We start from the raw sequence: 16,591 nt of genomic DNA, 5'->3' as shown, positions 1-16,591 counted from the left end.
GTGACGGCTGCCGCGGGGGCCGTTTCGGGCGCGCGCGGCGAGGGCACCCGTGCCAGGCTCGAGACAGGGCACCAGGACCCGGACCCCGGACGTTTGCGCGCCTCGGCCGCCGGCGGGGGCGCGGGCCGAGCGAGGAGGGCGCGGCATGACCCCCGACGACGACGGCGCTGCGGGCCCGGGGCCGGCGCGCGGGCATCTGCTGTACGGCCCCCAGCCGGACGTGGCGGGCGCCGCGGGTTACCCGGACGCCCCGCCCAGGATGGGCTTCTTCACCGACACCTCCGTGTGCATCGGCTGCAAGGCGTGCGAGGTGGCCTGCAAGGAGTGGAACGCCGTCCCGGAGGACGGGCTCGAACTGACCGGTATGTCCTACGACAACACCCAGGGCCTCGGCGCCGACACCTGGCGGCACGTGGCGTTCATCGAGCAGCGCAAGCCCTTCGGCGGGCAGGAGCCCGGCGTCGTCCACGAGGACGTCGACGTGTTCGCCGCCGCGGCGGACCTCGGCCCCGGCGCGGGCTCGCCGGGGCCGGGCGCCACCGCTCCCCCGCCCGCCGGGGCCCCCGCGGGCGCCCCGGCCGGGGAGATCTCCCCGGTGTCGCCGGACGGCCGCACCGAGCTGCGCTGGCTGATGGCCTCCGACGTGTGCAAGCACTGCACCCACGCGGCGTGCCTCGACGTGTGCCCCACAGGCGCGCTGTTCCGCACCGAGTTCGGCACGGTCGTCGTCCAGGAGGACGTCTGCAACGGCTGCGGCTACTGCGTGCCCGCCTGCCCGTACGGCGTCATCGACCAGCGCGAGGACGACGGCCGGGTGTGGAAGTGCACCCTGTGCTACGACCGGCTGGGCGTCGGCATGGAGCCGGCCTGCGCCAAGGCCTGCCCGACCGAATCGATCCAGTTCGGCCCGCTGGAGGAGCTGCGCGAGCGGGCCGCGGCCCGGGTGGAGCGGCTCCGGGAGGCGGGGGTGGCCGACGCCCGGCTGTACGGCGAGAACCCGGACGACGGGGTCGGCGGGGACGGCGCGTTCTTCCTCCTGCTGGACGAGCCGGAGGTGTACGGCCTGCCGCCGGACCCGGTGGTCACCACCCGGGACCTGCCCGACATGTGGCGGCACGCCGCGCTGGCCGCCGTCTCGCTCGCCGCGCTGGCCGTCACCAGTTTCGTGAGGAGGCCGCGATGAGCGGTTCGGACGTGACCCGGGACGGCGTGACGGGCGGGCGGCCGGGTCGCGAGGCCCCGACGGGCGAGCGGGCCGGACGCCGCCGGCGCCGGCGCGGCCGGGGCGAGCAGCCGATGGTCCCGGACGCGCAGTTCTCGTCGTACTACGGCAAACCGGTGCTGAACAAGCCGACGTGGAAGGCGCTCGACATCGCCGGCTACCTGTATCTCGGCGGTCTGGCCGGGGCCTCGTCGCTGCTCGCGGCCGGGAGCACGCTCAGCGGGCGGCCGGGGCTGGCCCGGCCGGCGAAGCTGGGGGCCGCCGGGGCCATCTCGCTGTCCCTGGTCGCGCTCGTGCACGACCTGGGCCGGCCGGCCCGCTTCCTCAACATGCTCCGGGTGTTCAAGCCCACCTCGCCGATGAGCGTGGGCTCATGGCTGCTGGTGGGCTACGCCCCGCTGACGATGGCCGCGGCGGCCGCCGATGTCGCGGGCCGCTACCGCCTGGCCGGCTCGGCCGCCACGGCGGGCGCCGCCGTGCTCGGCCCGGCGGTGGCGACCTACACCGCGGTGCTGCTCTCGGACACGGCGGTGCCGTCCTGGCACGAGGGCTACCGGCAGCTCCCGTACGTCTTCGCGGGATCGGCGGCGACCGCGGCGTCCGGTCTGGCGCTGGCCGCCGCCCCGGTGGGCGAGGCGGGACCGGCCCGCCGGATGGCGGCCCTCGGTGCGGTGCTGGAGCTGGGCGCCTTCCGGCTGATGAAGGGGCGCCTGGGACTGGCCGCCGAGACCTTCGAGCAGGGCCGGCCGCACCGGTTGCTGCGCGCCGCCGAGGCGCTGACGGCGGGCGGGGCCGCCCTGGCGCTGCTGTCCGGGCGCGTGCACGACCGGCGCCTGTCCGTGGCGGCCGGAGCCGCGCTGCTGTCCGGCTCGGCGGCACTGCGCTTCGGCGTGTTCCAGGCCGGGGTGGACTCCGCCGAGGACCCGAAGTACACGGTCGTGCCGCAGCGCGGGCGGCTCGCGGCGCGGGGCGGCTGAACCCGTCCCCCGGTCGGGAGCGAGCCGCGCCGGTTTGGCCGTCCGGAGCGGGGGTACTCCGCCGCCCGCCGGGGCCGGGATGCCGCGGACGCGCGGTGGCGTGAGAATCGAAGGACGTGGACGGGAGGAGCGGGTCGTGGGCGTTCGCACCTGGATCGACTCCTGGCCGGTCTACCGGCAGCTCACGGGTACCGACCCGCTGGGCCGGGGGGCCGCCGCCAAGAGCGGCCGCAGCGCGCGTCTCGAGCCCCGGGTGGCCTCGGCCGACCGGGTGGTCAAGTCCGTCTGTCCGTACTGCGCGGTGGGCTGCGGGCAGAACGTGTACGTCCAGGACGGGAAGGTCACCCAGATCGAGGGCGACCCGGACTCCCCGATCTCGCGCGGCCGGCTGTGCCCCAAGGGCTCGGCCAGCCTGCAGCTGACGACGGGGAGCGCCCGCGAGCACCAGGTGCTGTACCGGCGGCCGCACGGCACGCGGTGGGAGCGGCTGGACCTGGACACGGCGATGGAGATGATCGCCGACCGGGTCGTCGAGGCGCGGCGGGCGGGCTGGCAGTGGGAGGCCGACGGGAAGCGCACCCGGCGCACCCTCGGCTTCGCGAGCCTCGGCGGGGCGACGCTCGACAATGAAGAGAACTACCTGATCAAGAAGCTGTTCACCGCGCTGGGAGCGATCCAGATCGAGAACCAGGCGCGTGTTTGACACTCCTCCACCGTTCCCAGTCTGGGAACCTCGTTCGGACGCGGCGGCGCGACCACCTTCCAGCAGGACCTGCAGAACTCGGACTGCATCGTCATCCAGGGCTCGAACATGGCCGAGTGCCATCCGGTCGGGTTCCAGTGGGTGATGGAGGCGAAGGCGCGCGGCGCGAAGGTGATCCACGTCGACCCGCGGTTCACCCGGACCAGCGCGCTGGCCGACGTGCACGTGCCGCTGCGCGCTGGCTCGGACATCGCGTTCCTCGGCGGGATCATCAACCACGTCCTGCGGGAGGAGAAGTACTTCCGGGACTACGTGCTGGCGTACAGCAACGCCTCGGTGATCCTGCGCGAGGACTTCCGGGACACCGAGGACCTGGACGGCGTCTTCTCGGGCCTGGACACCGACAGCCGCTCGTACGACAACAGCAGCTGGCAGTACGAGGGCGCCGAGATGCAGGCGGCCTCGGGCGAGCGTGATCTGGATTACGACAAGCGCACCGGCGGCGAGGGCTCCGACGACAGCGCGGTCACCGAGGCGGCGCGCGGCGAGGCGCACGGCTCCGGCGGGGCCGTGATCGGCGAGGGCGAGCCCGAGCGGGACGAGACGCTCACCCATCCGCGCTGCGTCCTGCAGGTGCTCAAGCGGCACTACGCCCGCTACACGCCCGAACTGGTCGAGGAGGTCTGCGGGGTACCGCGGGACCTGTTCCGGCAGGTGTGCGAACTGGTCACGGAGAACTCCGGACGGGACCGGACCACGGCGTTCGCCTACGCGGTCGGCTGGACACAGCACACGGTCGGCGTGCAGTACATCCGCGCGGCCGCGGTGCTGCAGACACTGCTCGGCAACATCGGCCGCCCGGGCGGCGGCATCCTCGCGCTGCGCGGGCACGCCTCCATCCAGGGCTCCACGGACATCCCGACCCTGTTCAACCTGCTGCCCGGCTACATCCCGATGCCGCACGCCCACCAGAACCAGGACCTCGACGCGTTCGCGAAGGCCGAGGCGGCCCACAAGGGCTACTGGGGCAACATGCGCGCCTACCTGGTGAGTCTGCTGAAAGCGTACTGGGGCGACGCGGCGACGCCGGAGAACGACTTCTGCTTCGACTACCTGCCGCGGCTGACCGGCTCCCACTCCGCGTACGAGACGGCACTGGCGCAGCTCGACGGGGCGTGCAAGGGCTACTTCCTGATCGGGGAGAACCCGGCGGTCGGCAACGCCAACGCCAAGCTGATGCGCATGGGCATGGCCAACCTGGACTGGCTGGTGGTGCGGGACTTCTCCCTCATCGAGTCGGCGACCTGGTGGAAGGACGGCCCGGAGATCGAGACCGGGGAGATGCGCACCGAGGACATCGGCACCGAGGTGTTCTTCCTGCCGGCCGCGGCGCACACCGAGAAGGACGGCAGCTTCACCAACACCCAGCGGCTGCTGCAGTGGCACCACCAGGCCGTGGAGCCGCCCGGCGAGGCCCGCAGCGATCTGTGGTTCACGTACCACCTGGGGCGGCTCATCAGGGAGCGGCTGGCCGGGTCCGCCGACGAGATGGACCGTCCGGTGCTGGACCTGACCTGGGACTACCCGACGAGGGGCGAGCTGGTCGAGCCGGACGCGGAGGCCGTGCTGGCCGAGATCAACGGCCATGACGCCGACGGCGATCCGCTCTCCTCCTACGAGCAGCTGGAGTCCGACGGGTCGACCGCCTGCGGGTGCTGGATCTACTGCGGGGTGTACGCCGACGGCGTCAACCAGGCCGCGCGCCGCAAGCCGGGCCGGGAGCAGGACTGGGTGGCGGCCGAGTGGGCGTGGGCCTGGCCGGCCAACCGGCGCATCCTGTACAACCGCGCCTCGGCCGATCCGGACGGCAGGCCGTGGAGCGAGCGGAAGGCGCTGGTGTGGTGGGACCCGGACAAGGGTGAGCGGGGCGAGTGGTCCGGGCACGACGTGCCCGACTTCAAGAAGGACAAGGCGCCCGACCACGAGCCGCCCGAGGGCGCGACCGGCCCCGAGGCGCTGTCCGGCCGGGACCCGTTCATCATGCAGGCCGACGGCAAGGCGTGGCTGTACGTGCCGTCGGGCCTGACCGACGGGCCGCTGCCGACGCACTACGAGCCGCAGGACTCCCCGTTCCCGAACCTGCTCTACGGCCAGCAGCGCAATCCGGTACGGCAGTTGCTGCCGACGCTGCCGGACAACCGCTACCAGCCGAGCGGCGCCGAGTCCGGCTCGGAGGTGTTCCCGTACGTGGCCACCACCTACCGGCTCACCGAGCACCACACGGCGGGCGGCATGTCCCGCTGGCAGCCCTATCTCGCCGAACTCCAGCCGGAGTTCTTCTGCGAGGTGTCCCCGGAGCTGGCGGCCGAGCGGGGCCTCGCGCACACCGGCTGGGCGACGATCGTCAGCGCGCGCGGGGTGATCGAGGCCCGGGTGCTGGTGACCGACCGGATGGCGCCGCTGCGGGTGCAGGGCCGGACCCTGCACCAGGTGGGCCTGCCCTACCACTGGGGTCCGAACGGCTACAGCACCGGGGACGCCGCCAACGAGCTGCTGCACCTGTCCCTGGACCCGAACACGCACATCCAGGAGGCGAAGGCGTTCGCCGTCGACATCCGTCCCGGGCGCCGTCCGCGGGGACCGGCGTCACTGGAGCTGGTGCGGGCCTACCGGGCCCGGGCGGGCATCGACGAGCACACCGGTACGGAGCCGTAGGGGCGGCGCGTCCGGCCCCCGCCGGCGGCCCGCCGTAGGGGCGGCTCAGCGGAGCACGATCGAGTGCTCCCCGCGGGGCACCAGCTCCCCCACCACCGGGGCGCCGGGCACCTCGCCGGCGACGAGCAGCCCGCCCGAGGTCTGCGCGTCCGCCAGCAGCAGCCGGGTGTCCGCGTCCGCGGTCCCGAAGTCGGTGTGCGGCGCGACCCACTCCAGGTTGCGCCGGGTGCCGCCGCTCACGTATCCGTCGCGGACGGCCTCGCGGGCGCCGTCCAGGTAGGGCACGGCGGCCGTGTCGAGGACGGCGGTGACGCCGGAGGCCCGGGCGAGCTTGTGCAGGTGGCCGAGGAGCCCGAAGCCGGTGACGTCGGTGGCGCAGACGGCGCCGGCGGCGAGGGCGGCGGCGGACGCGTCCCGGTTGAGGGCCGTCATCGTGGCGATCGCCTGCTCGAACCGCTCCCCCGTCGCCTTGTGCCGGTTGTTCAGCACGCCGAGGCCCAGCGGTTTGGTCAGCGAGAGCGGCAGGCCCGCGCGGCCCGCGTCGTTGCGGAGCAGCCGGGCGGGGTCGGCGAGCCCGGTGACCGCCATGCCGTACTTGGGTTCCGGGTCGTCCACGCTGTGCCCGCCGCCGATGTGGCAGCCCGCCTCGGCGGCGATGTCCAGACCGCCGCGCAGCACCTCGCGGGCCAGCTCGAAGGGCAGCCGGTCGCGGGGCCAGGCGAGCAGGTTGACGGCGAGGACGGGCCGCCCGCCCATGGCGTAGACGTCGGACAGCGCGTTGGCGGCGGCGACGCGCCCCCAGTCGTAGGGGTCGTCGACGACCGGGGTGAAGAAGTCGGCGGTGCACACCATGGCCGTGTCCTGGCCCGGGAGCGTGACGACGGCCGCGTCGTCCCCGGTGGCCAGGCCGACCAGCAGCGGGCTGTCGCCGCCCGGCAGCGGCGCGCCGAGGCCGCTGACGACCTCCTCCAGCTCGCCGGGCGGGATCTTGCAGGCGCAGCCGCCGCCGTGGGCGAACTGCGTGAGGCGTACGGACGCTTGGCGGGTCGGTGTCATGCGTGTCTCCCGGGGCACTAGCCTGGTCGAGCGGTGGAGGCGTGTGGGTGCCTGGTGGCCCTCCCGGTCTTCAAAACCGAGGTGCCCGAGGATCTCGGGCAGGCGGGTTCGATTCCCGTCCGCCTCCGCTCCCTTCCTCGGACCGGCAGCGCCGCCGCTGATCGTCCACGCGTTCCGTGTACCCGTGGGCGTCCAGGTACTCCAGCAGCGGCACGGCGACCCGGCGCGTGGTGTCCAGGGCCTGGCGGGCCTCGCTCAGTGTGAACGGCTGCGGCAGCATGCGCAGTTCGGCCGCGGCCGCGGCGTCCGCCCCGGGCAGCAGCACGACGCCGTCGGCGATCCGCAGCAGGGCGCCCGCGGCCACGGCGGCGGCCAGGGGCTTCCTGGTCAGGCCCAGCCGGGTCAGCCGGTCGGCCTCGGGGGCGCGGAACGGCGTCCGGGCGAGGTCCCCGCGCACGGCGTCCACCGCGGCCCGCACGGGTGGCGGCAGGGCGGGCCGCGTGTCCTCGGTGTCGTACAACCGGCCCTGCCGGTCGCGGAGTCGGGGCGCGGCCCGGACGAGGGCGTCCACCAGGACGCGGTCGGGCAGGTCCAGCAGACGGCGGGCCGCCTCGGCGGGGAGGCCGGGTTCCAGCGGGTGCGCCTCGGCGTACCGGCGGACCTCGGCGGCCAGCCGGTCCGCGAGGTCGGTCCAGTGCGCCTCGTCGGCCAGCCAGTCGCCGGCGACGGGGCCGGACGGCGGCGGGGCGCCCATGGCGAGCAGGTCGCGGCGCCTGACCAGACCCCGGCGGCGCAGTTCGGCGGCGCCGTCGGGCCGGCCGGTCAGCCCGACCAGTTCGGCCGCGCGGGCCCGGCCGGCGCCGCGCCGGGTCAGCCGGGGCGGGCGTACGTCGAGGACGGTGACGCCGCAGGGGGTGCAGCTGCCGCCGGGTTCGCGGAGCACCGCCCGGTCGCCGATCCGCAGGGGCAGCGCGCGGCGCAGGGTGAGCCGGGCGGTGTCCTCGCCGAGCGGGCGGACGGTCACCGGGACGGCGGCCGTGCCGATGTGCAGGGTGACCGAGCGGGGCAGGTCGCGGACGGGCTCGCCGGTGACCCGGACGTCCGCGGTGCCGGTCGCCAGCCAGCGGTCCGGGGTGAGCAGGGCCTGGCCGCGGCGCAGTGCGCCGGTCTCCGGCCCGTGCACGTTGACGGCGACCCGGGCCACTGCGCCGGCCTCCGTCCGCTGCTCGTGCAGGGTCTGCAGGCCGCGCACCCGCAGGACGTCCCCGTCCCCGGTGACCAGCCTGTCGCCGACGCGCAGGGTGCCCGCGCCGAGCGTGCCGGTGACCACGGTGCCGTGGCCGCGGACGGTGAACGCCCGGTCCAGCCACAGGCGTACGTCGGCCCCGGTGTCCGGTGCGGGCAACCCGGCCGTCAGCCGGGCCAGTTCGGCGCGCAGTTCGTCCAGCCCGGCGCCGGTGACGGCGCTGACCGCCACGGACGGCACCTTGCCGAGGGAGGTGGCGGCCAGCCGTTCCACGGCGTCCGCGCGGACCGGTTCGGGGTCGGCGAGGTCGCCGCGGGTCACCGCGAGGACGGCGTGCCGGACGCCGAGCGCGTCGAGGATCGCCAGGTGCTCCTGCGACTGCGGCTGCCAGCCCTGGTCGGCGGCGACGACGAACAGCACGGCGGGCACCGGGCCGGCGCCGGCGAGCATGGTCGCGACGAACCGCTCGTGCCCGGGTACGTCGACGAACGCGAGGTCCTCCCCGCCCGGTTCGAGCCGCGTCCACACGAAGCCGAGGTCCAGGGTCAGGCCCCGGCGGCGCTCCTCCTCGTAGCGGTCGGGCTCCATGCCGGTGAGCGCCCGCAGCAGGGTGGACTTGCCGTGGTCGACATGGCCGGCGGTGGCGAGGACGTGCACGGCGCCTACCTCTCCGCGGCCGGGCGGGCCGCCCGTACGGCCGCGGCCAGCGGTTCGTCGTCCTCCGGCGGCACGGCCCGCAGGTCGAGCAGGCAGCGCCCGGCCTCGAGCCGGCCGACCACCGGGGTCGGGCCGGTGCGCAGCGCCGCGGCGTACGGCTCGGGCAGCGACAGCGCGGCACTGGGCAGGGTGACGCCGGGCGCCCCTCCCCCGCCGACCGTGGCGGCGCCGGCGACGGCCCGGGCGTCGATCCCGTCGGCGGCCAGGGCGGCGGCGAGCCGGCCGGCGCGCTCGCCGAGCCGGGCCGGGTCGGCGCTGAGGGCGGCGGCGGTCGGGGTGGGCGGTCCGGTGAGCGTGGCCTCCAGGGCGGCCAGGGTGAGCTTGTCGACCCGCAGGGCGCGGGCCAGCGGGTGCCTGGCGAGGGTGCGCACCAGGTCCTCGCGGCCCAGCAGCAGCCCGCACTGGGGGCCGCCGAGCAGCTTGTCGCCGCTCGCGGTGACGAGGGCGGCCCCGGCGCGCAGGGCCGTGGCGGCGTCCGGTTCCTCGGGCAGTTCCGGGTGCGGGGCGAGCAGCCCGGAGCCGATGTCGGCGACGACGGGCACGCCGAGCCCGGCCAGTTCGCCAACCTCGGCGGCGCGGGTGAAGCCGGTGATGCGGAAGTTGGAGGGGTGCACCTTGAGGATGAAGCCGGTGCCGGGTCCGACGGCGGCGGCGTAGTCGGCGGCGGTGGTGCGGTTGGTGGTGCCGACCTCGCGGAGCCGGGCGCCGGTGGAGACCAGCAGGTCGGGCAGGCGGAAGCCGTCCCCGATCTCCACCATCTCGCCGCGGCTGACGACGATCTCCCGGCCGGCCGCGAGGGCGGTGGCGGCCAGCACGAGCGCGGCGGCCCCGTTGTTGACGACGTGCACGCCGCCGGCGGCGGGGACGCGGCCGGCGAGCGCGGCCAGGGCGGAGCGGCCGCGCCGGGCCCGCGCTCCGGTGGCCAGGTCGAGCTCCACGTCCGTGGGTCCGGCGGCAGCGGCCACCGCCTGCCGGGCCGCCGCCGACAGCGGTGCCCGGCCGAGGTTGGTGTGCAGCAGGACGCCGGTCGCGTTGATCACCGGTCGGAGCCCGCCGGCCGTGCCGGGCAGCAGGGCCACGGCGGTGTCCCGGACCTGCTCGGGGGCGATGCCGCCCGCACGCGCCTGTTCCTGCGCCTGCCGGACCGCCCCCTTGACCACATCCTCTCCAAGCCGCCCCACGGCCTCGGCCAGCCGGGCATCGAGCAACAGCACATCGGTACGCGGAATCCGACGCCGGGCGTCGCCGCCGTCACCAGGACGCGCGGCGGCCGGCTCGGACCGGCCGGCCCCGGGACCTTCCGGAGCACCGGCGCCCGGTCGGGCCCGGGCACCGGAGCCGGATCCGCCGCCGTGGCGCCGCAGGTCCGTCCCGCCCGTCTCGACGCCGCGGCCGCCGCCGTCCTCTGCCGGGTCTCCCGAGACGTCGCAGGCGTGCCCCTCGGCACCGGGCCGCCCCGGTCCCGGCCGACGGGCGCGGACGTCGTGGCCGCAACCAGCCGAGGCGCCGGAGCCGGCCCGGGCACCGGAGCCCGGTCCGGTGGGGTTCGGGTTCCGGTCGTCTCTGCCGGGTGCCACCCGCTGTTCCATGCCGCCCCTGTTCCGTTCCTCCGGTTCCGCCGTGCCCGTGCGGGCATCGCTCATCGTCTCCCAGTGCCCCTGCGCGGGCGTTCGACACGCCGGGCGGAACGCGCCGCGTCACGAGCCGCTGCCGGGCTCCCGCGGCCCGTCGCCGGGCCTCGGGGGCGGCCGGGGCGGGGGCGCCTCGCCGGCGGTGAGGTGCGCCAGTACCTCCACCAGCTCCTTGCAGGCCTGCTCCACGGAGCGCCGGGTGTTGCGCTGCTCGGTGATCACGGCGGACAGCAGCAGCGCGGTGAGCGCCATCGCCCCGTTGAAGGCCTGGAGTTTCGCCATGACCTCGATCCGGCTCAGCCCCGCGAAGGCGCCGACGGCGTCCGTCGCCGCGACCGTGGCCAGCACGGACGTCAGCAGGGCGCAGAGCATGCTGCCCGCGAGCTGGAAGCGCAGCGCGGCCCAGATGATCAGCGGGTAGACGAGGAAGAGCAGGCTGATCGAGCTGTAGGCGGCCAGTGGCACGATGGCGCAGGCGACCACGGCCATCGCGGTGGCCTCCTTCCAGCGTCCGAGCGGCAGCGGCCAGCGGGTGCGGCGCAGCATCAGCAGGACCGGGGTGACGAGCAGGACGCCCATCGCGTCGCCCACCCACCAGGCCAGCCAGACGGCCCAGAAGGCGTGCGCCGCCAGCTTGTCGGTCAGGACCAGCACGCCCACGCCGAAGGTCGCGCTGATCGTGGTGGCCGCCAGCGCGCCGAGGAACACCAGGGCGAGCCCGTCGCGCAGCCGGCTGATCTCGGGGCGGAAGCCGGACCGCCGCAGCAGCAGCACCGCGATCACCGGGGCCACCGTCTGCCCGAAGAGGATGCCTACCACGTCGGGGCCGGGGGTGCCGAGGGACCAGGTGGCGAACAGCGCGCCGACCGTGATGGCGGGCCAGCAGGCGAGGCCGAAGAACATCAGGGCGGCCACGGCCACTCCGGTGGGCGGCCAGATCGGGGTGACGACGGCGCCCTCGACCGCAAGTTCGCGCATGAGTCCCAGGCGCGCCGCCCCGTAGTAGCAGGCGGCGACCGCCAGAAGCTGGACGGCGTAGCCGCCCGGCCGGCGCAGATCCTGGAGAGGCACCACAGCAGCAATCTCACACCGGTGGCCGTACCTCTGCGAGGCGAGCGGCGTCCGGTCCCGCTCTATGGCTGAACGCCGGGCCGCCGCCGGGACCCCCCGGCCACCGCGTCCCGCCAGTGCGCGCCGGGCCCGTCGAGGCCCGCGACCAGGACCGCGGCGTCGTCCTCGTGCCCCACGCTCTCGGCGCCCTTGATCACCGCGGCGGCCAGCGCGTAGGGCTCGAGTCCGGAGACGGCGGCGATGCCGGCGAGCCGGACGACCTGGTCGAGGCCGTCCTCGACGGCGAGCGAGGGGCCCTCCACCACGCCGTCGGTGAGCAGCACGAACACCCCGCCGGTGGTGAGCCGGTGCCGGGTCACGGGGTACGCCGCGCCGTGCTGGATGCCGAGCGGCGGTCCTCCCTCGTCCTCCGCGACGCCTGATTTGCCGTCGGCGGTGGCCCAGACGAAGGGTATGTGCCCGGCCCGCGCGCTCTCCAGGACGCCGGTGGCCGGTTCGAGCCGCATGAAGGTGCAGGTGGCGAACAGCTCGATGCCGAGCGAGAGCAGCAGCTCGTTGGTCCGGGCCAGGATCTCGCCCGGCTCGGTGCTGACGGAGGCGAGGGCCCGCAGCGCGGTCCGCACCTGGCCCATGAAGGCGGCGGCCTCGATGTTGTGGCCCTGCACGTCCCCGATGGACATCCCGATGCGGCCGTCGGGCAGGGTGAACGCGTCGTACCAGTCGCCGCCCACGTTCAGGCCGTGGCAGGCGGGCGCGTAGCGCACCGCGAGGTGCAGTCCGGGCGCGGCGGGCAGGTCCGGGGGGAGCATGCCGCGCTGCAGGGCGATGGCCAGTTCGACCTGGGCGCGCTGCAGCTCGGCACGCTCGCGCGCCTGGGCGGTGAGCATCCCGAGCCGGACCAGCAGCTCGTCGCCATCGTCCGTGGAGCGCTTGCGGGGCATGGATCACATCCGGCTGGGCGGCAGCCTTTTACGGCAAACGCCTAGATTTTACCCATTCGTGGTGATTCTCCGCAGGGGGCGGGGCGCCCGAGACGGTCGGCGAGGCCGCGTGGCCCCGCGATCCGCCCGGTCAACGGACCTCCGAGTCGATACCCGTGACGAACGCGGGTCCCAGCGGCGCCGACCGCTCGTCCAGACCGGCGTCGCGCAGCGCCGAGTCCGCGAGCCGGCGTGCCTCGTCCTCGGCGTGCGGGCCGGTGTCCGCCTCGACGGTCAGACGGAGGGTGAAGGTGTTGTCCTCGTTGACGTTGAGTACGTCCAGGTCCTCGGTGCTGCCCATCCGCGTGGTGTGCGGATCGGCCGGCCGGAGGGCCCGGCTCAGCCGCGCGCGGGCCTCGTCCCCGACTCCCGTCGTGAAGGTACCGGGCACGGTGATGACGTAGGTCGTCATGACGATCCTTTCCTCGGGCGTACCCCCGCCTACCCCGATTCACGGGCTTCGCACGGGGGAGGCGCCGCGACGCCGTGACCGCTCCGGGTCAGACCCAGCCGTCCAGCGCCGTCATGAAACCCTCGAAGTCGTCGCGGTAGAGGGTGTGACCGGCTTTCGGCACCCGTCGGACCATGAAGCCCCGCCGCACCAGCTCGTCGGCCTGCTCGGGCGGTACGAGACTGTTCGCGCCGGCCAGCACCACCAGGGACGGCACCACCGGGCGCACCGGGGTCCGGCTGACCGCGAAGGCGTCGGGGAACGCCTGGACGGTCGCCGCGTCCCAGTCGGCGATGGTGGCCAGTTCGACGTCCACGTCGGCCTCCTCCCAGCGCGGGTTGAACCCCCGGATCACGGTGCGGTCGACGAGCTTGAAGTCGCCGAAGGCGGCGGCGGCCGTCACCGCGCGCTTCCCGAGCTCCCACGCCGGGTCGCAGTAGACGGCCCGTTCCGGCGCCAGCCGCTCCACCGCGAGCGCGAGGGCCATGCCGCCGAGCGAGTGGCCGACCGCCAGCTCGACGCCGGCCGGCAGCGTCTCCACGAGGTCGTCCGCCCAGGTGGCGGCGCCGTACCCGCCCCGGCCGCTCGCGCCGTGGCCGCGCAGGTCGACGCCGATCACCCGGTAGCCCCGGTCCGCGAGCACCGGCGCGACCCGGCGCCAGGTCCGGTGGTCGGACATGATCCCGTGGATCAGGACGGCGATCCGCTCCCCGGTCCCCCACTCGCGGGTGTACAGCTTCATCGGCTCGCCTTTCTCGTCGGGGCGCCGCAGGATCCTCGCACCGAACCGGCGGCCGATCCACCGGGACCGCCGGCGCGTCCTCCGCCGGGAGCGGCCGCGCCCGCCGGCGGTACGGCGGGCGGCGGGGCTGACGGCGTCACAGCGGGGAGTGCGCCACCACCGTCACGTAGGCGCCGTAGAGCAGGGAGGCGGCGGCGAGGGCGCAGCCGACGAGCAGGGCCTGGGCCGGCCGCGCCCGCCAGGTCCGGGCGAGCGCGCGGGCCGGCGGGATCAGCAGCGGGAAGGCCGGCAGCAGGAAGCGGGGCTTGGACGAGAAGGATCCCGAGCCGCCCAGCACCAGCAGCACCAGGACCGCCGCGAACACCACCAGGGCCAGCGGGGCGCGGTCCAGGCAGAGCAGCCCGAACAGGACCACGCCGAGCAGGACGAGCAGCAGCGCGGCGGGGTAGACGACACCGCCGCCGTACAGGAACAGCAGCCGGAGGAAGCGCAAGGCGCCGGCGCCGAAGTCGAAGCGCGAGTCCCAGGCGCTCTGGACCGTGAAGTAGCCGCGGAACAGGTCGCCGGTCCGGGCGCCCACCCACAGCACGTACCCGAGCCAGCCGAGCGGCGCGAGCAGGACGCCGGCCCACAGCGCGGCGGGCGCCCGGCCGCGCCGGCGCAGCAGTTCGTGCGCGGCGGTGATCCCGAGGGCCGCGGCGACGGCGAACCCGGTCGGCCGGGCCAGTCCGGCCAGCGCGGCGAGCGAACCGGCCCACAGCCAGCGGCCCTTGAGCAGGCAGTACAGGGACCAGACCGCGAGCGCGGCGAACAGGGACTCGGTGTAGGCGATGGTCAGCTCGACGGAGTGCGGCAGGACCGCCCAGAGGGCCACCAGGGCGGTGGCGGCGGCCCGCCCGTACAGGTGGTGGCCGATGAGGTAGAGGCCGTACGCGGCCACGCCGGCGGCGGCCCAGGCGACCAGCAGCCCGGCCTGCCCGGGGGTGCACGGCAGCACGGTCAGCGCGGCCCGGACGAGCCAGGGGTAGAGGGGGAAGAAGGCCCAGTCGGTCTGCACCGCGCCGGACGGGGTGATCCAGATGAGGTGTCCGTAGCCGTGGGCGGCGATGTGCAGGTACCAGCGGGAGTCCCAGGAGTGGGCCAGGCTCCTGGTCAGGGTGTGGCCGGCGAGGTGATCGGCGGTGATCACGACGAGGATCCCGGCGAGCCGGACCGCGGCGAACAGCGCGAGGGCCGCCGGAGCGCCGTCGGGCATCCGGTGCCGGGCCACCAGAGGCCGTCCCGGGCGGCGGAGGGGACCGGACGGGGCGGCCGGCTCGGGCCGGGGTACGGAAGACGTGCTCACGCCCCCGACCTTGGCCAGAGCGGTACGGGCGCGCAACGCGCGACCCGCCTTTCCGGGCGTCTTCCACCCTGATTCAGGAACGGGCGGGAGCCCCCTGCCGGAGACCCCCGGAAAGATCGAAGTAGGGTGTGGTTACCATATGAGCGCTGCCTAGCTCGAAAGATAGATCTGTGACTGTCAACGACGACTCGTTCACCAACTGGATGCACCGCGAGGAAATAGCGGAGTCCATGATCCCGATCATCGGAAAGCTGCACCGCGAGCGGGACGTGACCGTCCTGCTGCACAGCCGCTCCCTGGTGAACAAGTCGGTGGTCAGCATCCTGAAGACGCACCGCTTCGCCCGGCAGATCGCCGGTGAGGAGCTGTCGGTCACCGAGACCATGCCGTTCCTCCAGGCCCTGACCACCCTCGACCTCGGGCCCTCCCAGATCGACCTCGGCATGCTGGCCGCCACCTACAAGGCCGACGACCGCGGCCTGAGCGTGGCGGAGTTCACCGCGGAGGCCGTCGCCGGCGCCACCGGCGCCGACAAGATCGAGCGCCGCGAGCCGCGCGACGTCGTCCTCTACGGCTTCGGCCGCATCGGCCGCCTCGTCGCCCGGCTGCTGATCGAGAAGGCCGGCTCGGGCAACGGCCTGCGGCTGCGCGCCATCGTGGTCCGCGGCGGCGGTGGCCGTGCCGCCGAGGACCTCGTCAAGCGCGCCTCGCTGCTGCGCCGCGACTCCATCCACGGCCAGTTCCAGGGCACCATCACGGTGGACGAGGACAGCAGCACGATCGTGGCCAACGGCAACGCGATCAAGGTGATCTACGCCGACGACCCGTCGCACATCGACTACACCGAGTACGGCATCCGGGACGCCATCCTCATCGACAACACCGGCAAGTGGCGCGACCGCGCGGGCCTGTCGGAGCACCTGCGCCCCGGCATCGACAAGGTCGTGCTGACCGCGCCCGGCAAGGGCGACGTCCCGAACATCGTGCACGGCGTCAACCACGACACGATCAAGCCGGACGAGCGGATCCTGTCCTGCGCCTCCTGCACCACCAACGCGATCGTCCCGCCGCTGAAGGCCATGGACGACGAGTACGGCGTGCTGCGCGGCCACGTGGAGACCGTGCACTCGTTCACCAACGACCAGAACCTGCTGGACAACTACCACAAGGCCGAGCGCCGCGGCCGCTCCGCGCCGCTCAACATGGTGATCACCGAGACCGGCGCCGCCTCGGCCGTGGCGAAGGCGCTGCCCGACCTCAAGGCGCCGATCACCGGCAGCTCGATCCGCGTGCCCGTACCGGACGTCTCGATCGCGATCCTCAACCTGCAGCTGGCCCGCGAGACCACCCGCGAGGACGTCCACGACTACCTGCGGAACGTGTCGCTGACCTCGCCGCTCAAGCGCCAGATCGACTTCACCACGGCGCCCGACGCGGTCTCCAGCGACTTCATCGGATCGCGCCACGCGTCGATCGTGGACGCCGGCGCCCTCAAGGTGGAGGGGGACAACGCCATCCTCTACCTCTGGTACGACAACGAGTTCGGCTACTCCTGCCAGGTAGTCCGGGTCGTCCAGCACGTCTCGGGCGTGGAGTACCCGACGTATCCGGCGACGGCCGTCTGACGCCGTAGCGCCGGTCACACGACGGCCGCCGACCGGAAGCCCGGTCGGCGGCCGTCGTGCTCGCCGCCCGCGGCCGGGCGTGCCGCGGCCGGGCGCGGACGCCCCCCGAG

Annotated in this window: 11 protein-coding genes, 1 tRNA gene and 1 pseudogene; 5 read left to right on the top strand and 8 right to left on the bottom strand. The window is 74.7% G+C overall.

What is annotated here, in order from left to right; all coding sequences use genetic code 11:
• Positions 1-145 precede the first annotated feature (145 nt).
• From ACFYU0_RS03540 to fdh, 3 genes are all read left to right on the top strand, one after another.
• Complete coding sequence (locus ACFYU0_RS03540) at positions 146-1,183, top strand: 4Fe-4S dicluster domain-containing protein (RefSeq protein WP_389297487.1); 1,038 nt, start codon at positions 146-148, stop codon at positions 1,181-1,183.
• Positions 1,180-2,199, top strand: a complete 1,020-nt coding sequence (gene nrfD / locus ACFYU0_RS03535; protein WP_389297485.1) for an NrfD/PsrC family molybdoenzyme membrane anchor subunit — start codon at positions 1,180-1,182, stop codon at positions 2,197-2,199. Before ACFYU0_RS03540 ends, nrfD begins: the two co-directional genes overlap by 4 nt.
• Positions 2,200-2,335: 136 nt before the next feature.
• Positions 2,336-5,617: a formate dehydrogenase gene (gene fdh / locus ACFYU0_RS03530; protein WP_389297483.1), complete on the top strand. Its 3,282-nt coding sequence runs from the start codon at positions 2,336-2,338 to the stop codon at positions 5,615-5,617.
• 45 nt (positions 5,618-5,662) lie between these two features.
• Here fdh and selD read toward each other — a convergent pair whose 3' ends face one another.
• Positions 5,663-6,673 (bottom strand): selenide, water dikinase SelD, encoded by a 1,011-nt coding sequence (gene selD, locus ACFYU0_RS03525; RefSeq protein WP_389297481.1) that lies wholly within the window; start codon positions 6,671-6,673, stop codon positions 5,663-5,665.
• A gap of 35 nt (positions 6,674-6,708) precedes the next feature.
• Here selD and ACFYU0_RS03520 point away from each other — a divergent pair.
• A tRNA-Sec gene (locus ACFYU0_RS03520) sits at positions 6,709-6,801 on the top strand.
• A 35-nt stretch (positions 6,802-6,836) separates the two neighbouring features.
• Here ACFYU0_RS03520 and ACFYU0_RS03515 read toward each other — a convergent pair.
• The 7 genes and pseudogenes from ACFYU0_RS03515 to ACFYU0_RS03485 form a co-directional block, all read right to left on the bottom strand.
• Positions 6,837-8,576 (bottom strand): annotated as a pseudogene (locus ACFYU0_RS03515) (SelB C-terminal domain-containing protein); the annotation flags it as partial.
• A 5-nt stretch (positions 8,577-8,581) separates the two neighbouring features.
• The gene (gene selA, locus ACFYU0_RS03510; RefSeq protein ID WP_389297970.1) at positions 8,582-9,865 is read right to left on the bottom strand and encodes an L-seryl-tRNA(Sec) selenium transferase; all 1,284 of its coding nucleotides are present in this window, start codon (positions 9,863-9,865) and stop codon (positions 8,582-8,584) included.
• A 468-nt stretch (positions 9,866-10,333) separates the two neighbouring features.
• A complete protein-coding gene (locus ACFYU0_RS03505) occupies positions 10,334-11,341 on the bottom strand; it encodes an MASE1 domain-containing protein (protein ID WP_389297479.1) in 1,008 nt (335 codons plus the stop codon).
• Between the two features lie 59 nt (positions 11,342-11,400).
• Positions 11,401-12,279, bottom strand: a complete 879-nt coding sequence (locus ACFYU0_RS03500) for a PP2C family protein-serine/threonine phosphatase (RefSeq protein WP_351669901.1) — start codon at positions 12,277-12,279, stop codon at positions 11,401-11,403.
• 130 nt (positions 12,280-12,409) lie between these two features.
• Positions 12,410-12,730, bottom strand: coding sequence for a hypothetical protein (locus ACFYU0_RS03495; protein WP_351669904.1), 321 nt, complete (start codon positions 12,728-12,730; stop codon positions 12,410-12,412).
• Between the two features lie 88 nt (positions 12,731-12,818).
• The gene (locus ACFYU0_RS03490; protein ID WP_389297476.1) at positions 12,819-13,511 is read right to left on the bottom strand and encodes an alpha/beta fold hydrolase; all 693 of its coding nucleotides are present in this window, start codon (positions 13,509-13,511) and stop codon (positions 12,819-12,821) included.
• Between the two features lie 136 nt (positions 13,512-13,647).
• A complete protein-coding gene (locus tag ACFYU0_RS03485; RefSeq protein WP_389297475.1) occupies positions 13,648-14,856 on the bottom strand; it encodes a hypothetical protein in 1,209 nt (402 codons plus the stop codon).
• 170 nt (positions 14,857-15,026) lie between these two features.
• On the opposite strand from ACFYU0_RS03485, the gene ACFYU0_RS03480 reads away from it, so the two are divergent.
• Positions 15,027-16,481, top strand: coding sequence for a glyceraldehyde-3-phosphate dehydrogenase (locus tag ACFYU0_RS03480; RefSeq protein ID WP_351669913.1), 1,455 nt, complete (start codon positions 15,027-15,029; stop codon positions 16,479-16,481).
• The last annotated feature ends 110 nt before the right edge of the window (positions 16,482-16,591 follow it).

This window comes from Streptomyces sp. NPDC003720 (assembly GCF_042875075.1).
Lineage (GTDB): Bacteria > Actinomycetota > Actinomycetes > Streptomycetales > Streptomycetaceae > Streptomyces.
Note: the sequence above shows the minus strand (reverse complement) of the source record. Positions and strands in the feature narration are given on the sequence as shown.